Here is a 19,479-nt window from a genome sequence, read left to right as displayed (position 1 = left end):
GGAGAATACAGATTGAAGAACAAATTTTATATAGTATTGGCTAGTTTCATTGTCCTATTAACTGCAGTAAGCGTATCAGCAGATACCAGTAAAAGCTTTTCAGTAACACCACTTGATCCTGAAACAAAGCAAACACAAAGTAGCTATTATGATCTAAAAGTAGCACCAAATGAACATAAAGTGCTACCAATTCGCATCTTTAATGGGGCAGACCAAGCAGTCAAACTCAAGCTCAAACTTAATAATGGTGCTACAAATGATAATGGGATAACCGACTACTCTGGTAATAGTAATAAGAACACAACTTTAAAAGTCGGTTTTTCAGATATTGCGACAGTTGAGAGTGAAGACGTGACGATTCCAGCAAAAAGTGCAATCGATGTCCCTGTAACGGTTATCATGCCTGAAAAACAATACGATGGACAGATTCTAGGAGGCATACGTGTCACATCAGCAGAAACAAAAGCAAAACCAAAAACAAGTGGGGTAGAAAGTAACATTGCCTATACTGTGGGGGTCGTATTGCGCGAAACAGAAGCTGAGATAGTACCTGATATGTCACTTCTAGATGCTAAAATAGAACAACGTAATTCACAAAATGTCATCAGTGCAACACTTCAAAATGGGGCGCCTGTGATAATTAAGAAACTGGAAGCAAAAGCATCCGTAACCAAAGCAGGGTCAAAAAAAGTCTTATATGAAGCTGAAAACTCTAATATGAGAATGGCACCTAATTCTCAATTTAATTATGGCATTAATTTAGTAAACAATAGTTTTAAATCTGGTAAGTATATCATGACTGTAACTGGTAAAGCTGATGGTAAGGCATTTTCATTTACTAAAAAGTTTACAATAAAAGCAAAAGAAGCGAAAGAGTTCAATAAAAATTCAGTCTACGTGACCGATAAATCTACAAATAATACTTATTTATTCCTGATTATCGCTGCTTTAGTCTTAATTATCTTCGCCTTTATCATCTGGTATATCAAAAAAAATAAAAAACCGATGGTTGTTAAGTAAAGAGGTAAAAAGAACGATATGAAAATGATAAAAATAAGCTTGATCACCAGCTTGATTGGGATGATATGTTTAGGGACTATCTGTAAAGTTTATGGTGATACGATGCCACAAGTCAAAACAGACGTCGGTATTACATTTATAGACGGGTCACCTACACCTGTTGCACCTTCTAGTAATCGTTTATTGCCACTCGGAGAACAGATGATACTACCTGTTCTCTGTGCCGGATTGGCACTACTGGCTTTAGGCGGATTGATCGTCTATATCAGGAAAAAAGGGATATTAAAACATGAAAAAAAATAAATTAGTCACTTTGTTTTCTCTGACACTTTTGTCAATAATGATACCAGTAACGAGTATCGCACAGGCAGGTGGCGCTAAGCAAGATACCATCACTACCTCCGACGGATCAAGTAACGATACCAAAAACGCTAAAGAACAAGGGATCGCACCAACTACTAGTGATCAGCAAAAGTCGGATAATCAAGAAACCGATCCATCAACAACTGATGAGCATAATTCGGATAGTCAAGAAACTAATTCCTCGGCTACTGATGATCAGAACATGAATGAACAAGGGACGTCTCCGTTCTCGACTACCGATGAGCAGACGATGGATAAACAAGAAACTGAGCCTTCAACCTCAACGACCGAAGAACAAAAAAGTGAGGCGACAGCCTCACCCACTAAACCAGAGCACTCAGAAATAGGGAGAGCTAGAGGGGTGGGTGCTGATGATACACTTACTTGGGGAAATGCATCATGGACATTTGATAGTGACTCAGGTATCTTGACAATCAACTCAGGAGAGCTTGATAGCTACGAGACCTCACCATGGCGTCGAGAAACTGATGGAATCGATGGGAACCAGATTAAAAAGATTATCTTTACAGGTCCTACGACAGCACCGGAATATTCAGGCTCCCTATTTGCTAACCTAACAAACTTGACAGAAATTGTTAACTTGCCTAACCTAGATACTTCAAAAACGACAAATATGGACCGGATGTTCCTTGGTTGTCAGTCTCTTAATGCATTAGATCTATCTAACTTTAATACGTCAAATGTAACAAGTACTGAATGGATGTTCCAAGACTGTGCTTCACTTACAGAACTAAATCTTGAGACCTTTGACACCTCAAAGGTTACAAAAATATGGATGATGTTTAGTGGCTGTGCAAAACTGACAAGTTTAGATTTGTCTATGTTTAACACCAAGAATGTTGGCACGATGGGCAAACTATTTTATGGCTGCTCAAGTTTAACAAGCCTCAATCTATCAGGCTTTGATACCTCAAGTGCTAAAAATATGGGACATGTGTTTGAAGGATGTACTTCTCTTAAAAATCTTGACTTGTCGAGCTTTAATACCAAGAATGTCACCACGATGATGAAGATGTTTACAAATACGCAGTTTTCTAGCTTAACACTAGGCGACAAATTTAAGAATTTGGGTAGTGATTGTGGTCTAACTGCTCCCAGTGCACTAAACGCTGGAGATCAATTAACTGGAAAATGGATTAGAAAAGACGGGAATTCTAAAGCCTACGACTCGGTCGACTTTATGAAAAAGATTGGCGAGGAATTAAAAGCAGGTACCTACGTGGCTGAACTGAAGAATGATACTGCTATCTTAGAAACCGACATCTCGTTTAGTATTGACTCAGGCAAAACAATTGCGACTAATGCTGTGATTGGTGATCAACTACAAGGGGAGATCACAGTCAAGCATACTGCTGAATCGCCGACTGGTTCGACCGCAGTCGCCGTTAAATTAACAAATATCAAACTTTTGACAGATGCATGGGTATTATCCACTAGTGTAACAATCGCAACGTTTGATCAAAATGGTAACCAAACGGCTACTGAAGTACAGACTATTTCAAATAATGAAGTTAGCCTACCCACCTTGCCTTATGGATCATATTTAAAGATTAGCTTAACTGGGACCGTCTGGGAAAAAACAGATGCATCCCCTAGTTATAACTGTCACTATACGCTCTATCATAAAAATAAGTCAGGTGTTCAAAAAGTTGATAAATCAGATAATTTTGTCAGTAATAGTGGTTTACTAAGTTTTAAATCAGTACCTAATATTTCCTTTAAGGAAAGCTTCTTACCGACCGAATTCAACCAGATTATTGATCGTAAAGACGCTGATTATGCGATCACAGTAGCAGACTATCGTAGCGCTCAGCTACCATCTGATGGCACGACGGCAAAGCCAGATCGGCTCAATTGGGATATAATAGCAACAGCTAGTCCATTTAAGGATGCTGCTGGTAAAACGATTAAGTTATCTACTTTGGCAATCAGCTTTACGAATAAATCAGGCCAAACAAAAGAACTCGGTTCCGATGCAGTGCTAATTGCGTCTCACGATGTGACAGGTGAGACTGCTAGAAACAATCATCTTACTAAGTTATCTTGGGCTAAAGACAACGGGTTTAAAGCAATCGTCCACAATAGAGCTGACTTAGATACTACAAACTATACTGCCGATGTATCATTTGATCTACGGACTGCACCTTAACCACAATTATTTATAATTAATGCTTTAGATTGATTATCATTAAAAATTTAGTGGTAATGCTTGATGTGAACCCTAAAATATAAATTTTTGAAATCAAGTATTGTGATGTGACCCCCAAAATATAAACTTTTGAAATCAAGCATTTTGATGTGACCCCCAAAATATAAACTTTTGAAATCAAGCATTTACTGCTTGATTTTTTTGTTAGTTTGATAATGCCATCCGATATTGGGTTGGCGACATCCAGTTTAATTTCTTCTTAATTCGTTTTGTGTTGCAGTATTGAATTCAATTATAATGTGAGTAAACTAAAATAATTTCCCTGACTTGTCTTGCCATTCCTAGTCTCCTCAGTCCTTTTTAAATAGTTGTTTTGATGAACACTGTTATAACAAACTAAAAAAAGTACCGAATCCCTTGCTTATGGTCTTTGGATATTTCCCACACGATTTGACAAAGAGCAAAAAAAACCGGACTAGGGGGTCCCCTCAGTCCGGTTTTTTAAAATTTGTAGCCCTTATAACTTATTACTGCTTAGCTAGTTAATTGATGTGTGATGGCTTAAGGTGCTGTTCTTAAATCAAAGTCTACATCTGCAGTATATTTTGTAGTATCTAAGTCAGTCCTGTTATGGACGACTACTTTAAAGCCGAGCTCTTTAGCCCAAGATAACTTAGTGAGATTATGCTGCTTAGCAGTCTCACCTGTCACATCGTGAGATGAAATGAGTATCGCATCAGCACCGAGTTCTGTCGTCTGCCCGATTGCCTTTGTAAAACTGATAGCCATAGTGGATAGCTTAATCGTTTTACCAGCAGCATCCTTAAATGGACTAGCTGTGGCAGTGATCTCCCAGTTAAGGCGATCAGGTTTTGCTGTTACCCCATCAGGTAAACGCGTCCCTCGATAGTCTGTTACCGAAATCGCATAGTCAGGGTCTTTTCGATCAATAATCTGGTTAGATTTTGTCGGTAAGATGTTGTCTTTAAAGGAAATATTAGGGACTGATTTGAAACCGAAAGCACCACTATTAATGATAAAGTTATCCGATGTTTCAACTTTTTGCATTCCTGATTGACTTTGATGACTCAGCGTATAGCGATAATTACCACCAGAGATGGCGTACGCTTTTTCCCAGGCAGTCCCTGTTAAGGTAATCTCGACATACGAACCGAAAGGTAATGATGGTAAACTGAGTTCATTATCTTTAATGGTTTGCGCTTTACTTGCTGTTTGCTTACCAGTTTGATCAAAGGTTGTGACTGTGACAGTAGGCGATAATGCCCATGCATCTGTCAACAGGCTGATCGTTGATAACTTAACGGTGTTAGCAGTCGCGTCTGTCGGTGATTTATCAGAATGCTTGACTGTGAGTGTCGCTTGCAGTTGGTCACCAATCACAGCAGTAGTCGCAACTGTTTTGCCTGAATCAGTACTAAAGGAGACGTTAGTTTCTAAGATAGCACCACTAGAAATCAGCTCACCAACATAAGTTCCTGCTGTTAAATCCCCTTTACCATAGTTAGCCATGAAGTTTGCTGGACTATAGGCTTTAGACTTACCATCTTTTCTAATCCAGTTTCCGGTTAGTTGCTCCCCTTCATTTATTGCGGTAGGTATAGGCAAGTCAGCATCATCGCCCATCGATGTAAACTTAACGCCTAGTGTTAAACTAGAAAGAGGCGTGTTTTTAAATAGTTTTTGCATGGTTGTGACGTTACCTGTATCAAAGCTCGATAAATCGAGACTTGTAAGGGAAGTACAATCTTGGAACATCTGTCCCATATGTGTGACTTGTGACGTGTCAAAGTTTGATAGGTTAACACTTGTTAAGCTTGAACAGTCATAAAATAGTTTACCCATGGTGACAACATGTTTTGTATCAAAATTTGACAGATCTAAACTTGTCAGGCTAGCACACCCACTAAACATCATCCACATCTTGGTCAACTTCGAGGTATCAAATGATTTGAGGTTTAGTTCTGTCAGTGATGCACAGTCTTGGAACATCCACTCAGTCTTGGTTACATTTGACGTATTAAAGTTAGATAAATCTAAGGTTTTGAGCGAGTTACATCCGATGAACATGTGAGACATGTCTGTCACTTTTGAGGTATCCAAGTTAGTCAGGTTCACAATCTCTGTCAGGTTGGAAAGACCCGAAAATAGAGAGTCTGAATTTTCAGGTGCTTGGGTGTTCCCAGTGAATATGATCTTTCTGATGCGGCTCGCATCTATTTCTTGACCATCAGTACGTTTCCAGGGAGAAGTAGTTGGTCCTGCTTCCAGTGTTCCAGAGTTTACTGTTAAGCTACCAGTCTTAGCATCAAATGTCCATAGCGCATCTCCCCACTTAGTCGGGATAACTTCAGCGATATAAGTTCCTGCTGTTAAGTCGCCTTTCCCATAGTTAGCCATGAAATCGTTAGGACTATAGGCTTTAGAGTTGCCATCTTCTCGAATCCACTTACCGGTTGATTTCTCCCAGCTGTTTAGGGCTATAGGGTTAGGTAGAAAAGGATCTGAATTGGGAGAGTTGATAAAAGGAGAGAATAAAAAATTATCCCCTAAAGTGATGCTAGACAGCGAGCTACACCCCTTAAACATATTAGTTAACGGAGGATATGAGGTCTGTAAGCGCGTCGTATCAAAGCTTGATAGATTTAGACTTTTAAGGGAACTACAACCAGAAAACATATTACTAAAGTTAGTTAAAGCTGAGACATCTAGATTCTCTAAACCGATGATTTCTGTCAGCTGACTTAGACCAGGGAATACGCCAGCATCTGGCATGTTTAACCACGTTATTTTGTTTTTACCTGTGAATACAATTTTTTTAACTTCGTTTGTAACACCTAAAGTAGACCAAGGTTGCTTACCATAAAGATCACCAGAGTTAACCGTTAGGGTACGAGAATTCGAATCATAGGAGCAACGTGCATCTCCCCATTTAATAGGTTTAGTCTCGAACATATAGGTCCCGGATTTTATTGGGTTCCACCGACTGCTAGCAATGAAGTCCTTTACGGTGGAGAAAGGGGCAGATTTACCATTTTTTTCGACCACAAGACCAGTAGAGTAGAGTCCTTCTTCCAGTAGTTTGTTTCTAGGAGGAGGTGATAAGGAAAAATTAGTGACATTTGGCGAAGTCATTGTTGATGGAAATTGGAAGTCATTACCAAATGTTACGCTATAAGGTGATGCACCGGCAAACATATCTATCATGGTTGTCTGCTTATATGAATCATAAACTCTCGTATTAAAACCTGAGATATCTAAGGTCTCAAGTGATTTACAATTAGCAAACATCTTGTTCATATTTGTCACTTTTGATGTTCTAAAACTTGACAGATCTAGGTTTAGAAGTGACTGACAGCCTGAAAACATATCTTCCATATTGGTTAGTTTAGTGGTATCAAATTTTGATAGATCCAAACTTTTTAATGACGAACATTTATAAAATATGTTATCCATATTTGTGACATTAGGGGTATTGAAACTTAATAGATCTAAGTTTATAAGTGACCCACATTGATAGAACATGTAGGTCATGTTTGTCACCTTAGCTGTATCAAAATTTGAAACATTTAGACTTTTTAGTTTTCTACACTGGGCAAACATATTATCCATTCGTGTCACATTAGCTGTACTAAAACTTGATAAATCTAGAGCTTCTAGTGCGTTACAGTCCCTAAACATACTATCCATTCGTGTCACATTAGCTGTATTGAAACTTGATAGATTTAGATTTTTAAGCGACTTACATTGGGAGAACATGATTTGGAGCGTTGTTACGTTAGAAGTATCAAAATTTGATAGATCTAAACTTGTGAGTGCTGTACAGTTTCTAAACATACCGTTCATATTATTCGCCGTTGAGGTGCTAAATTTTGACATATCCAAGTTTGTTAGTGACGTACAGTTCCTAAACATGCCAGCCATATTATTCACCTCGGAGGTATCGAAATTAGTTAATCCGACGATTTCCTTTAGAGAAGTTAGGTTAGCAAATAAGTCTAAACAACTTTTAGGTGCTTTAGTTTTACCAGTAAAGATAATCTTTTTGATTTGATCAACATTAATTTTGAAGTTATCAGAACGGTTCCAAGGTGCGTTTTCACGATTGTCTAGGGTTCCTGAGTTGATCGTTAAGATACCTGTATTTGGGTCAAAGGCCCAGGGTGCATCTCCCCAGGTAAGTCCGTCATTTTTTAAGTTTCCAGAATTTCCTGCTCTCGGTTTTTTGTCGGATGGCGTGCTCGTTTCATTTTTGGGTTCTTCAGTAGCTTCTGGCTCAGTTTCTTGTTTCTCTGAGTTCTCCTGATCAGCAATCACTGAATCAGCTTCATCTTGACCAGTCTTATCTTCGTCAGTAGGCACTGGCTCAGTTTCTTGATTGGGTGTGTTTTCAGTTTTGTCGTTTACTGCAGTGGTGATAGCAGTAGTATCTTGGCTGATGACAACTGCCTGTGCAATACTTGTGAGTGGTGTTCCCAACGACAAAAGTGTCAGAGAAAACAAAGTGAATAATTTATTTTTTTTCATACTTTAATGTCTCTTTTTTCTGATGTATAGAATCAGTGCTACTAAAACCAGTAGGATCAGTCCGGCACAGATAAGACTCGGTATCGTCTCTTCTCCAAGGGGCAATAGATGATTACTAGCAGGTGAATTAGGTGTAGCTGTCCCGTCAATAAATGCAATGCTGGCATCTGTTTTGACTTGGTCTTTAGTGTCCCCATAGACTTTAGAGATAGGTCCTAAAAGTATCATCCCTATCAATATGGGGGGCAAAGTTAATTTTATCGTTTTCATATCGTCCTTTTGACCTCTTTACTTAATGATCATTTTTAAATGTTTTGTGATAGACCAGATTTAAAAGCACGCTCAACTAAATTAATACCGTAATTTAATCGAGCACTAGGTATCACCTTGTTTTTTTATCTCGGTCAGTATGACATCCAGAGTGTATATACTGTTATGTTTAAATCAGAATAGCTAGCTTATACTTATTTTGCTTCATGATCAAGTCGTGTTGTTAAAAAGCTTTTACTGGTATCTGCAAATTTCGTAGTCAACAAAGCAATATAAAAAGAGACTTAGCCTCTATATACAACAACTGTATACCAAGTCTAACTCCCTACTTTTGATTTTAATGTTTAACCTAGTTTGATTAAGCAGTTGGATCTGCGATTAATTCATAGGTGATCGTCGTGGTATACGTATCAGACTCTTTAACAGAAGTATTTGGTATAGAGAGTTTTACACCCTTAGTAACTAGTCCCTTTACAGGTGTCATCTTGCCATCTTTATCTGCTGTGTAGCTTACGATTCCCTCTTCTAATTTACCTAACCCAAGGCTCCATCTGCCAATACCAGTTGTCGTATCAGCAGTCGCAAGATCTTTTGCATCAGAGGTTAGGACAACATCACCAGCAGCTGCTTTAGGGGCACCTGCTTCATCGTTGTAAAATAGATTAGAGAATGTGATAGTAGCACCATCCAACTGTTTTTTGTTATCTTTTGTAGAGTTGAAAGGCGTATCTTGCTTAGCAGTTAGTTTCCAACCTTTTCGTTCAGACCCTCTATTATCTTCTATTCCGATAAATGGTAAGAATTCAGTGCCATTACTTCCTTTGTCTGCTTTAGCAAAAAAGTTCGTATCTGATTTTAGCTGAGTACCAAAGTTTAGGTTAGAGGCATAAGATAGCATTAATTCGCCACCTTGTGGATTTGGTTGTGGGTTTGGATCAGGTTTTGGATCTTGACCTGGTTCTGGTTTTGGTTTTGGTCCTGGAGGTGTCGGAGGTGTTGGTGTATCTGATTTAATAAAAGTAAGATCAGATGTTGTTTTGGCTTTCTTGGCACCATCATATGTGGTATCAGCATTGGCAATAGCTGTATTTGCGAATATCGCCCCAGTCGTTACAATACTTGTCAAAACAAGCGTGCTTTTTAAAAAGGTTTTAAGTTCCATGAAATTTTCTGTCTCCTTTAATATATTAAGTTGTGTTACAATATCATTATAACAAGGGGCTATATAAATGTCAATGAAAAAATGGAAATATTTATATTTTTTCATTTTTGGGCTTCGCTTATTTTATAGCGAAATATCTTTTGGTTGATTTAAAGGAAAAAAAGATAAGATACAGGTGGTTAAGTATCTTATCTTTTTTAAAATTAATTTAGCATGCGTATGTTAATCTTTTAAGAAACGCGTCAAGAATGCTTTAGTTCTAGCTTCTTTTGGATGAACAAAAATTTGATCGGGTGTACCAGATTCGGCAACAACGCCTTGGTCCATAAAGATAACACGATCGGATACTTCACGAGCAAAGTCCATCTCATGTGTTACGATAACCATCGTGAGCCCACTATCAGCAAGTTCTTTCATCGTTTTAAGCACTTCGCCGACCATCTCGGGGTCGAGCGCACTTGTCGGTTCATCAAACAATAAAAGATCAGGGTTCATCGATAAAGCACGCGCGATGGCAACACGTTGTTTTTGACCACCAGATAATTGACTAGGTTTTGCATTGATAAAACTATCCATGCCAACAGCCTTTAGGTTATCTAAGGCTGTCGTAGTCGCTAAATCCCGACTACGTTTTAAGACAGTCGTTTGGGCGACGATAACATTTTCTAATACATTTAAGTTATTAAACAGATTGAATGACTGGAATACCATCCCTAGATGGGTGCGGTACTTGTTCAGGTCATAGCCTTTTGTGAGGACGTTTTCGCCTTTATAGAGAATTTCGCCAGATGTTGGCGTCTCTAGTAAGTTGATAGAACGTAGCAGTGTTGATTTACCGCTACCAGAGCTGCCGATGATCGAAATGACTTCACCAGATGTAACGGTCATATGGATATCTTTAAGGACTTCATTTTGGCCAAAAGATTTTTTTAGATTTTTAATCTCTAGAATTACTTCGCTCATTTTTCACCCCCTATTTCTACAACTTTTTTCTCTAAAGGCAATTGCATTTGGTTAGCACCTGTAGTGTAATTTTCAGAATCTAATTTTTTCTCTACTAATCTCAGGATACGTGTCACAGTAAATGTTAAGACGAAGTAAATCGCTGCAATGATTGTAAAGGTTTGGAAATATTGATAGTTTTGTTGGGCAACAGTATTCCCTTGGAAGAAAAGCTCCGTAATCGAGATAACATTTAAGACTGATGTATCCTTGATGTTGATCACGAATTCGTTACCAGTTGCAGGGAGGATATTTCGGATAACCTGAGGTAAGACGATCTTGCGCATGGTTTGACCATGGCTCATACCAAGTGCACTGGCCGCTTCAAACTGTCCTTTATCAACAGCGAAGATACCACCACGAACAATCTCACTCATGTAGGCACCTGTATTGATCGAGACGATAAGCAGGGCAGCAAGTGTTTTGTCTAAAGAAATATCTAGAAACTGTGCAGACCCATAGTAGATGACCATGGCCTGAACGATCATCGGTGTGCCACGGAATATCTCAACATAGATGTTAATCAACCAGCCTACCACAGTTTGTAGCAGTGACATAGCAAGATTAGCAGATTTCTTTGATGTTCGGAAGACACCGATCATGAGGCCGATAAATGTCCCGATGAATGTCCCGATAATCGAGATGAAGAGAGTCATCCCAGCAGCTTGTACAAAGTCACCACCATTATTTTTGAGGATTTCTTTTACTTGCCCCCAAAAGCCGACCTTTTGAGTTGTTTGCGTTTGGAGTGCGACCATCTGATCCATCGTTTTTGTTTGTTCAGCTTGGCTCATACCAGCTAAAACTGTATTGATGTCCTCAAGGTTTTTATCGCCTTTTTTGAGGCCAACAGCAGTTTGTGTATCATCTGGATTTGTCTTGAAGCCCTTGCCATCAGCAAACGTAATCATCTTGAACTTAGGATTCTTAGATACTGCTGTGATCCCTTCAGGACGTTCCCCGACATAGCCATCTATCGTGCCAGACTCGAGTGCGACACGCATAGCTGAGAAATCTCCCATGGCTGGTTCTTTTGTCGCACCAGTCATTTGTGGAATTAGGTCATAGTGGAAGACACCTTGTTGACCCGTAATTTTAGCCCCTTTAAAGTCATTAATCGACTTGGCATTGGCATATTTACCATCTTTTTTGACCATGACGACCAGTTGACTGGTGTAATAGTTTTGTGAGAAATCAATGGCTTGTTTACGTTCAGCAGTTGGGCTCATACCAGCGATGATCGCATCGATTTTGCCAGAGGTTAGGGCTGGTAGCAAGCCATCCCATTTTGTCTTGATGATGACTAATTTTTTATCCAGTTTAGCTGCAATTTTTTTGGAGATTTGGACATCATAGCCATTGGCATACTGATTGGTGCCGTCGATTTTAACCGCACCATCAGCATTTGTTTTTTGCGTCCAGTTAAATGGCGGGTAACCTGCTTCCATACCGACACGGAACTCGTTATCGTCACTAGCTGCCTTTACAGGAGTAGTTGGCGCTAGGCTTAGGACGAGCAGTGTCGCAAAGATAAGCGAAAATATTTTTTTCATAAGTCTCTTTCTAAGTGTATATATTATCTTCCCTATTGTACTAAAAATAGACTGAATTTTCAATATCTATCTGCGTGTCATTTGGCTAGGCGAGTACATCTGAAGGAATTGATAAATTATGCGCATAACTTGCACCTGTTTTGATATAATGTATACAGAAGCTAGAAAAATTAAAATAGGAAAGCAGATATCATGGAATTTATTAAAGCGATTATTTTAGGGATTATAGAAGGTATAACGGAATGGCTACCGATCAGTTCGACAGCTCACTTGATTCTGGCCGATGAGTTTATCAAACTCAAGCAACCAACTGAGTTTATGAACATGTTTAATGTCGTGATTCAACTGGGTGCGATTTTAGCAGTTGTTGTCATTTACTTTAAAAAATTGAACCCATTTGACAAAAACAAGACAGCACGTGAGACACAACTAACCTGGCAACTATGGTTGAAAGTGATCATTGCTTGTATCCCGGCTGCAGTCATTGGCCTGCCACTGGATAAATGGTTGGATGCGCATTTTCATAAGTTTGTACCGATTGCCTTCATGCTGATTATCTATGGCGTTGCCTTCATCTATATCGAGAAGTGGGCGAAAACACGACCAGATAAGCTAGTTAAACTCGATAGTATGCCTTATCAGTTCGCCTTTTATATCGGCCTGATTCAAGTTTTATCGCTTATGCCTGGTACATCACGATCTGGTGTGACGATCTTAGGTGCGATTATACTAGGTGCATCTCGTTTCGTTGCTGCGGAATTCACTTTCTTTCTTGGTATTCCCGTCATGTTTGGTGCGAGTTTGATGAAAATTGTTAAGTTTATGTTTTCGGGATCAGGCTTTAGTTTTTATCAGTTTAGCATCTTGTTCATCGCTAGTCTGACTGCCTTTCTAGTCTCCATCGTTGTGATTAAATTCTTGATGGATTATATCAAAAAACACGATTTTACTTTCTTTGGTAAATATAGGATCGTACTAGGTGTCATCATACTTGTTTATGCAGGTATTTCAGCAGTATTTGGTTAAGACAAAAAAACTGGCTCGTCCAGTTTTTTTATCTGCGCTTATAAGCACTATCCTAGTGAACGGTAATCTCAGTGTGTTTAACTTGTATTGCTTACTGATTCACCTCTGTAAGAGTAGGGACGCACAAGACATAAAGGATGAACTAATCTAATGTTCCTACTATAAGTAAGCAATTATTCAGAGCATTAAGATAACTTTACATCATACAAAAAAACTGATTAGCTATCTGGCTAATCAGTTTTTTAAGAATAAATCATAAGCAGACGAGCTGCTTAACTTATCGAAATAGATCTAAAGCTTTATTTAATGGCGGCAGGCGCATTATTGCCTTTGCGACGTGAAATCATATAAAGTACAAGACATACGATCGGTAGCACAGCTGCAATCAAGTAAACTTCTTGGAAAGAGAATAAACTTCTTAATTCACCTAGGACGAATGGGCCAACACCCAAACCGAGGTCTAACCCGATGAAGTAAGTTGAAAGGGCAACACCAATACGGTGATTAGAGACAACTTGTTTCAAGGCAACGGCTTGACCATTTGACATGAAGGTACCGTAACCAAGACCGATTAACCCACCTGAAAGTAATAACATCCAGCTGCTATCAGTGATACTTAATAGGATTAACCCAGCTGTTAAGAACAAGTAACTAGGATACATGACAAATTTTTCGCCAAATGAGTCGAATATTTTACCAGAAAGTGGTCGTGTTACCGTTATCACTAGGGCATAAACGACGAAGAATAGGGAACTAATCTCAACCAAATGAATCACCTTAACATAAGAAGACAGGAAGGCAAGAACACTTGAATATGAGAGACCCATTAAGAAAGCGACGAAAGCGATGAAGATAACTTTTTTCTCGATGAAGCTATCGAACGTCCATTTGTTAATTGCTGCTCTATTTTCTTTTGTAAGTACGATATTTTTCACTGGGAAAGCAAAACAAGCGATCGTTGTGAGTAAGACAAGCACGATAGAGAAAATGACGATAAATCTAAAGTTAGTCAGGTTTAAAAGTAATAAACCAATTAATGGTCCGATAGCTGCAGCAAGACTTGTACTTAGACCATAATAGTTAATCCCTTCACCATAACGTGATTTAGGAATATAGGCGGTTACAATGGCATTAGTGGCCGTTGATAAGGCCCCATATGCAAATCCATTTAATAGACGAACCAGATAAAGCATTGGGATGATGGGCATATAGAGGTAGGCGATTGTCGTAGCTAAGTAGAATAAGGCACCGTATCTTAGTACGGCTTTTCTACCCATCACTTCTAATTTTTTACCAATGAACAGACGGGCCAATAGAGTACCAATAATATAAATGCCGGAAGCTAAGCCTGCCTGTCCTAGTGTTGCGTGTAATTCACTTTGTGCAATAACCGCAATGATGACGATTAATAAGTAATAAACGAGATAGACAACAAAGTTGATGAGTGTGATTGAAATAAACCCTTTATTAAATAGTTTTTCCTGTTCCAATGTCTTGTAAACTCCTTTTATTTTATGAGACGATCCGTGTTAGCTGTGCTTGCTTATTTGCTGATACTTAGCACTTGATCATTCATTTGATGTAACACAGCGATTTTAGCTTCGATATTGTGATAGTTTGATGGATAACGATCCACTAATTCACCGATAAATAAATCTCTTACTTCCATGAAGTAGGCAATGAACTGGTTAAGTTGTTCATTGTCATCTAATTGGGCTTTGAGCTCGAGTATTAATAGATTTTGATAGGCATCATTTAAGAAAATCAATGATTCATCTTTATCAAAACGTACGCGGTAAGCTGCATCTAATCTATCAACGATTGCATTTGTCCAAGTTTTCATTTTTACTACACTTTCTATTGTTTCCCTAATTATTGTATATTCAGTTATCTAACATTGATTCCTCGCATCAGGATGTCAATGTTGACCCTTTATTAAACAATTTATGTGTACGCATTTGTACATCCTCCAATTAAAATTATGCTGCATAACTGCTCTACGGTATATAGTGTAACCCTTGTAAAAGATTATAGTCAACTCCGCTAGATATGATAAATTTTACTTATAACAAATAGAGAATAATATGATAAAATAATAAAAAAGGAGCATTTTATCATGAATTTACGGGATTTTGAATATTTTAATGCTTTAGGCGAGTTATTATCATTCACCCAAGTAGCAACCCAGTTCAATGTCAGTCAGCCGACGATTAGCTATGCCATGAAACGTCTCGAACAACGTTATGGATGCGACCTGATCCAAAAAGACCCCTCACATCGGTTTGTCGTCTTAACGCGGGAGGGTGAGATACTAAAAGCCCATGTTACCAGTATACTGGACGAATTGTTGGTTGTTGATAGAGCGATCGAACATGCCAAGCAAAATAAAATACATATCGGCTTTCCACCCCTTATCCGCGCCAGGATTTTTTCTAAATTACTGAGGGAGGAGGGCACTGTTAATCTCATTTCAAATTTTAACTTGATTTCGGCAAGATCAAAGGATTTATTAGAAAATTTATTATCTGGTCAGCTAGATTTTAGTTTAATGGGGAGTGTCACGCCTCTGACACACCCTAGTCTAACTGTGGAGCTACTTTATAAGCGCGAATTCTTTATTTTTGTGTCAAAAGATAATCCGCTTTCTCAAAAATCGGAAGTGTCATTTGCTGATACCTTAGACTATCCTTTTATCCTGCTGGAAAGAGGCTTGGCACATACAGGTGCCTTTCAAAGTCTGAACGATAAATATAAAAATAAGGCCAAAGTGCTCCTCCATTTTTCTGATGTCCATACGATCGGTCAACTTGTCAAATCAAATATCGGTATTACCCTAATGACAGACTTCCTCCCCTTTCAAGACATGGATGGGTTGGTAAAAATTCCCTTAGTTGCTGAGGATAAAGTCCCATTTTATGTGCAATATGCCTATTTGAGAAATGCCGTATTGGATGAAAAGTTACAAGAACTGATTGCCATGCTAGATAGACTCTCTAAAGAAGATGAATTAGTCTGATACCAGTCATTTCGGCCAGTCATGAACAGCTATGTTATCCGTTGCTTTCACCTAGCCTAAGTGCTATAATGAAAAAAAATAAGGGCAGGATGATTGCATCAGTGTTTTTAACTGACAAGCAGCTTATCGCAGAAGTCCTTTAGTTTATTAGAGAGCAGGAGTTGTTTATATGTTTACCAGTCGTAAGAAGATGACCTTAATTGAGGATGGTCTGCTGGATCAAGTTTTTGATTATTGTCTAAACCCAAATTTAACTGAGCGCGAGCGTAAAATCGGCCTGATGGCCAAACAAGATTTGGAAAAGAAACGCTATGCTGTCGCTGTCGTTAACAAATTTATGTCTAGTCTACAATTAGAGGCCATCAATACAGGATTAACAAAAGATGCATCTGACTTCTATAAACACTTAAGTCAAGTGATAAATCAAATCATGCCAATCGGTACAAATAGAGGATCTGCCTTTTTGAACAGCTCTTATTTAGATTAAGCCGTAGTATCATAAAAGTAGCATCCAAGTGGCGCACATCAACCGATGTGATTTAGGTCCTATTAGAATGAGAGAAGTAAAGATATGATTTTGTTTGCGCTATGTATGCTGATGTTAGGCACATATTTACAAGAAAATATTTTCCCTAAACTACCAAGTGCTATTTCAAGATATAGTGGATTTGTCATATCAGCTATCATCGTCCTTCTCCTCTACATTCTGAAAATCCCACTCTTGAGCCGATACCCTATTTTTAGTTTAGTATTAATTGCATTTGGTGTGTTCGTTTTTTTAACAGATAAATAGGAAACAATGAGTAGCTTGCCATAATCGTAAAAAAGATATTGCTGGAATATAGGGTTATGCAGTAAATAAGTTGTCGTGCTCATTAATCGGTAAACATCAAAGAGATCTGTATCTCTTCGGTGTTTTTTATATGCCTGTAAACTCCCTCAGGATAACGTCTAAAGCGTGTGGGGTTTAGTTTTTTTTCGAAAAGCTTATTTTGACTGTTCAAGAGAAACAATGTTGCATGTTCAAGACCTTGTAAACGATGTTTACACAAAGTAGATATGCTGCGACTGTCTCTGATACCTCTGTCAAAACCTTTTGACAGAGGCTGTGATCAAAGGAAAAACAAAGATTTTGACAGTCTTTGATAACGTTTCTTGTTATACTTGATTTATATAAAGGAGACAGTTATGGAGATAGGCAAGCGAATAAAAGCATACCGCAGTTTACTAAATTTTTCCCAAGATGATTTAGCCAAAAAAATCTTTGTATCAAGACAAACCATTTCTAACTGGGAAACGGATAAGACATATCCAGATATCCAAAGCATGATTGCTTTATCGATTTTATTTGATATATCATTAGATGAGTTGATCAAAGCAGACCTGGAGGAAATCAAAATGAAGATAAGTAGAAATAAAGTCAACCAACAATCCGACTTACATACGAAAATTATGTTAACATCCACAGTGTTGTCAGCCTTATCTATTGGGTTAGTCGTCGCATTCCCAGAATCTAATACAATACTGCTCGTACCACTTGTTTTATTTTTACCTGGCTTTTGGAGTTCATTAAAACTAGAGACCTTTAAAAAAGAAAATGACTTAAAAACGTACAAGGAAATTCTAGCCTTTTCACAAAATGGTGATGTCAATGCGTTAAGAGAAAAGAGAACCGGTCAAAAAATGTGGCTAGTAGACTGCTTAATTGTTTTAGCCTATGGTGTTGCTACACTCATTATTTATATCATAGCCATGGCTATTGTTAATTTTTGTAAACAATTATAGAATTGGCAGATTTAGCCTTCACATCACCTGATACACCAAATAGACACAAAATTATGGAATTATGATAAGATTAATTTTAGATAGCTTTGCTCATTTTGCGCGTAACCGTGCATTAAGGACGCCTATCGAAAAATGTTATGCTGAAAGCAGCATGAGAGGGTGTCATATCGGACTTGCAGAATGGATTTGGGTTTTAGTAGCCATTAACTGTGGTGTGATTTTATCAATTCAAAACAATAAACAATAATTAACCTATAGTAGAAAAGAGATGATACGATAAGATGTTTAATGTGAATGTTCCTTTAGGACCGAAGGATGCCGTTTTAGGGACTTGTTTCTTGATTATTTTGGGTCTAACGATTTTCGGTAGATGGTCATGGTGGGAATTTGTTATCACGTCACTTGTTGTTGGCTTAGCCTATTTTGCTGGCACCATGAAACAAGTTAAACGCCTGGAATGAGCATGTTATGCTGATCTAATGCTTGCTTTTAAGCAAGCAATCCTAAGTTATATGAAAGATAAGGTGTATGAAGATGGTCACTAAAACAAGAATAATGCTGTATATTGAGGATATTGATATCGTCAGTCGCTTTTGGCTTGAGAACTTTAACGCAAAGATTAAGGAGGAAATCCCGCTACCAGAAGAGTTCAAGGGGATCATACTAGAGTTAACACCGACAGTTGAATTGGCGCTTTTTGAGAAAGCCTTCATCAAAAAATATTCGCCAGAAGTGCTAGGGTCCTTTCCTTCTCTTATGATTTTTATCGAGGACTTTGAGACGGTTCACGCAAAAATTAGCACTGCAAGTGAGATTGTGGCTTATAATGGCCTCATGACTTTTAGTTGCTCAGACCCAGAAGGTAATTATATTGCGGTTGCCAAAGCCAACTAAGTCGGACTTATCATGCCGTAGATGCTTGCATGTACGGCTTTTTTTGTTGTCAGAAAAACGAGGGTGATCTTTCTGCTTTTGCTTTGGCGTTCAGACGTCACAACATGCTGTCAAAGCAAAAAAAATCCGATACGTGCTATCAAAATTGGCTGGATTGCAGTAGAAAAGTTGTCTTTCCTTAATGCTAATCTAATCATGAATACAATCCCCCGCTTCTATGTTAAAATGATTTAATAACTACTATATGAAAAGGGGTGAATCAAATGGGACAATTTTTTAAGTTATCACTAACTACTGCTGGCTATTTCTTGGTATTTGACATGTTATGGCTACTCCTTATCTCACGAAAGTTTTACCAACACCATCTAGGTCATATCATGGGGCAAACCCAGTTATTGCCAGCAGTGCTTTTCTACGGACTGTATGTACTAGGCTTGGTTTTCTTTGTTATCAATCCTGCAGTATCAAAAGAAAGTCTACTATATGCTTGTCTTGCAGGGGCATTTCTAGGCTTACTCTGTTATGCAACTTATGACTTGACTAACTTGGCTACGTTAAAAGACTGGCCGGTAGTTGTGACAGTCGTCGATTTAGTTTGGGGGACAAGCGTTACAGCAGCAGTTTCAGTATTGACGATGCTAACAGCGACTTATTTTAAATGGAGATAGATATA

Annotated in this window: 18 protein-coding genes; 11 read left to right on the top strand and 7 right to left on the bottom strand. The window is 38.3% G+C overall.

Features of this window, described 5'->3' with window-relative positions:
- The first annotated feature begins 12 nt into the window (after positions 1-12).
- The 3 genes from RU86_RS08910 to RU86_RS08900 are packed head-to-tail and all read left to right on the top strand — an operon-like array spanning position 13 to position 3,553.
- Positions 13-1,020, top strand: coding sequence for a WxLIP family cell surface protein (locus tag RU86_RS08910; RefSeq protein WP_096814996.1), 1,008 nt, complete (start codon positions 13-15; stop codon positions 1,018-1,020).
- A gap of 18 nt (positions 1,021-1,038) precedes the next feature.
- Entirely contained in the window at positions 1,039-1,323 is a 285-nt protein-coding gene (locus RU86_RS08905; RefSeq protein ID WP_096814995.1) for a hypothetical protein, read from the top strand.
- Positions 1,310-3,553 carry a BspA family leucine-rich repeat surface protein gene (locus tag RU86_RS08900; protein WP_096814994.1) on the top strand — a complete coding sequence of 748 codons (2,244 nt, stop codon included), beginning with the start codon at positions 1,310-1,312 and terminating at the stop codon, positions 3,551-3,553. Before RU86_RS08905 ends, RU86_RS08900 begins: the two co-directional genes overlap by 14 nt.
- A gap of 561 nt (positions 3,554-4,114) precedes the next feature.
- Here RU86_RS08900 and RU86_RS08895 read toward each other — a convergent pair.
- The 5 genes from RU86_RS08895 to RU86_RS08875 form a co-directional block, all read right to left on the bottom strand.
- Entirely contained in the window at positions 4,115-8,098 is a 3,984-nt protein-coding gene (locus tag RU86_RS08895; protein ID WP_096814993.1) for a BspA family leucine-rich repeat surface protein, read from the bottom strand.
- A gap of 3 nt (positions 8,099-8,101) precedes the next feature.
- Complete coding sequence (locus tag RU86_RS08890; protein WP_096814992.1) at positions 8,102-8,368, bottom strand: hypothetical protein; 267 nt, start codon at positions 8,366-8,368, stop codon at positions 8,102-8,104.
- A 358-nt stretch (positions 8,369-8,726) separates the two neighbouring features.
- Entirely contained in the window at positions 8,727-9,530 is an 804-nt protein-coding gene (locus RU86_RS08885; protein ID WP_179296258.1) for a WxL domain-containing protein, read from the bottom strand.
- A 222-nt stretch (positions 9,531-9,752) separates the two neighbouring features.
- Complete coding sequence (locus tag RU86_RS08880) at positions 9,753-10,493, bottom strand: amino acid ABC transporter ATP-binding protein (protein ID WP_096814990.1); 741 nt, start codon at positions 10,491-10,493, stop codon at positions 9,753-9,755.
- The gene (locus tag RU86_RS08875; protein ID WP_096814989.1) at positions 10,490-12,085 is read right to left on the bottom strand and encodes an ABC transporter substrate-binding protein/permease; all 1,596 of its coding nucleotides are present in this window, start codon (positions 12,083-12,085) and stop codon (positions 10,490-10,492) included. The genes RU86_RS08880 and RU86_RS08875 overlap by 4 nt, the downstream gene beginning before the upstream one ends.
- Before the next feature lie 192 nt (positions 12,086-12,277).
- Here RU86_RS08875 and RU86_RS08870 point away from each other — a divergent pair, with 192 nt between their 5' ends.
- Positions 12,278-13,111: an undecaprenyl-diphosphate phosphatase gene (locus RU86_RS08870; protein ID WP_096814988.1), complete on the top strand. Its 834-nt coding sequence runs from the start codon at positions 12,278-12,280 to the stop codon at positions 13,109-13,111.
- Positions 13,112-13,410: 299 nt separating this feature from the next.
- Here RU86_RS08870 and RU86_RS08865 read toward each other — a convergent pair whose 3' ends face one another.
- Positions 13,411-14,601: an MFS transporter gene (locus tag RU86_RS08865; protein WP_096814987.1), complete on the bottom strand. Its 1,191-nt coding sequence runs from the start codon at positions 14,599-14,601 to the stop codon at positions 13,411-13,413.
- A gap of 53 nt (positions 14,602-14,654) precedes the next feature.
- Positions 14,655-14,954: a hypothetical protein gene (locus tag RU86_RS08860; protein ID WP_047914845.1), complete on the bottom strand. Its 300-nt coding sequence runs from the start codon at positions 14,952-14,954 to the stop codon at positions 14,655-14,657.
- A gap of 273 nt (positions 14,955-15,227) precedes the next feature.
- Between RU86_RS08860 and RU86_RS08855 the strand changes: the two genes are divergently transcribed.
- The 7 genes from RU86_RS08855 (at position 15,228) to RU86_RS08820 (ending at position 19,474) form a co-directional block, all read left to right on the top strand.
- The gene (locus tag RU86_RS08855; protein WP_079504909.1) at positions 15,228-16,127 is read left to right on the top strand and encodes a LysR family transcriptional regulator; all 900 of its coding nucleotides are present in this window, start codon (positions 15,228-15,230) and stop codon (positions 16,125-16,127) included.
- A 169-nt stretch (positions 16,128-16,296) separates the two neighbouring features.
- Positions 16,297-16,614, top strand: a complete 318-nt coding sequence (locus RU86_RS08850; RefSeq protein ID WP_096814986.1) for a Gar-IM — start codon at positions 16,297-16,299, stop codon at positions 16,612-16,614.
- Between the two features lie 701 nt (positions 16,615-17,315).
- On the top strand, positions 17,316-17,912 hold the full coding sequence (locus tag RU86_RS08840; protein ID WP_096814984.1) for a helix-turn-helix domain-containing protein: 597 nt from the start codon (positions 17,316-17,318) through the stop codon (positions 17,910-17,912).
- A 61-nt stretch (positions 17,913-17,973) separates the two neighbouring features.
- Complete coding sequence (locus tag RU86_RS08835) at positions 17,974-18,159, top strand: hypothetical protein (protein ID WP_096814983.1); 186 nt, start codon at positions 17,974-17,976, stop codon at positions 18,157-18,159.
- A 34-nt stretch (positions 18,160-18,193) separates the two neighbouring features.
- Positions 18,194-18,373 carry a hypothetical protein gene (locus tag RU86_RS08830; protein WP_096814982.1) on the top strand — a complete coding sequence of 60 codons (180 nt, stop codon included), beginning with the start codon at positions 18,194-18,196 and terminating at the stop codon, positions 18,371-18,373.
- 73 nt (positions 18,374-18,446) lie between these two features.
- Positions 18,447-18,806, top strand: a complete 360-nt coding sequence (locus RU86_RS08825; protein ID WP_096814981.1) for a VOC family protein — start codon at positions 18,447-18,449, stop codon at positions 18,804-18,806.
- A 263-nt stretch (positions 18,807-19,069) separates the two neighbouring features.
- A complete protein-coding gene (locus RU86_RS08820) occupies positions 19,070-19,474 on the top strand; it encodes a DUF2177 family protein (protein WP_096814980.1) in 405 nt (134 codons plus the stop codon).
- Positions 19,475-19,479: the final 5 nt, after the last annotated feature.

It is taken from the genome of Pseudolactococcus piscium (genome assembly GCF_002441695.1).
GTDB classification, from domain to species: Bacteria; Bacillota; Bacilli; order Lactobacillales; family Streptococcaceae; genus Pseudolactococcus; species Pseudolactococcus piscium.
The sequence above is the reverse complement of the archived record's forward strand: the minus strand, read 5'-3'. Positions and strand labels throughout refer to the sequence as shown.

Coding starts and splice junctions, on each gene's coding strand:
- RU86_RS08875 (WP_096814989.1), bottom strand. CDS start 12,085: ATGAAAAAAATATTTTCGCTTATCTTTGCGACACTGCTCGTCCTAAGC.
- RU86_RS08820 (WP_096814980.1), top strand. CDS start 19,070: ATGGGACAATTTTTTAAGTTATCACTAACTACTGCTGGCTATTTCTTG.
- RU86_RS08850 (WP_096814986.1), top strand. CDS start 16,297: ATGTTTACCAGTCGTAAGAAGATGACCTTAATTGAGGATGGTCTGCTG.
- RU86_RS08880 (WP_096814990.1), bottom strand. CDS start 10,493: ATGAGCGAAGTAATTCTAGAGATTAAAAATCTAAAAAAATCTTTTGGC.
- RU86_RS08855 (WP_079504909.1), top strand. CDS start 15,228: ATGAATTTACGGGATTTTGAATATTTTAATGCTTTAGGCGAGTTATTA.
- RU86_RS08900 (WP_096814994.1), top strand. CDS start 1,310: ATGAAAAAAAATAAATTAGTCACTTTGTTTTCTCTGACACTTTTGTCA.
- RU86_RS08885 (WP_179296258.1), bottom strand. CDS start 9,530: ATGGAACTTAAAACCTTTTTAAAAAGCACGCTTGTTTTGACAAGTATT.
- RU86_RS08840 (WP_096814984.1), top strand. CDS start 17,316: ATGGAGATAGGCAAGCGAATAAAAGCATACCGCAGTTTACTAAATTTT.
- RU86_RS08835 (WP_096814983.1), top strand. CDS start 17,974: ATGATAAGATTAATTTTAGATAGCTTTGCTCATTTTGCGCGTAACCGT.
- RU86_RS08830 (WP_096814982.1), top strand. CDS start 18,194: ATGTTTAATGTGAATGTTCCTTTAGGACCGAAGGATGCCGTTTTAGGG.
- RU86_RS08860 (WP_047914845.1), bottom strand. CDS start 14,954: ATGAAAACTTGGACAAATGCAATCGTTGATAGATTAGATGCAGCTTAC.
- RU86_RS08870 (WP_096814988.1), top strand. CDS start 12,278: ATGGAATTTATTAAAGCGATTATTTTAGGGATTATAGAAGGTATAACG.
- RU86_RS08890 (WP_096814992.1), bottom strand. CDS start 8,368: ATGAAAACGATAAAATTAACTTTGCCCCCCATATTGATAGGGATGATA.
- RU86_RS08895 (WP_096814993.1), bottom strand. CDS start 8,098: ATGAAAAAAAATAAATTATTCACTTTGTTTTCTCTGACACTTTTGTCG.
- RU86_RS08905 (WP_096814995.1), top strand. CDS start 1,039: ATGAAAATGATAAAAATAAGCTTGATCACCAGCTTGATTGGGATGATA.
- RU86_RS08825 (WP_096814981.1), top strand. CDS start 18,447: ATGGTCACTAAAACAAGAATAATGCTGTATATTGAGGATATTGATATC.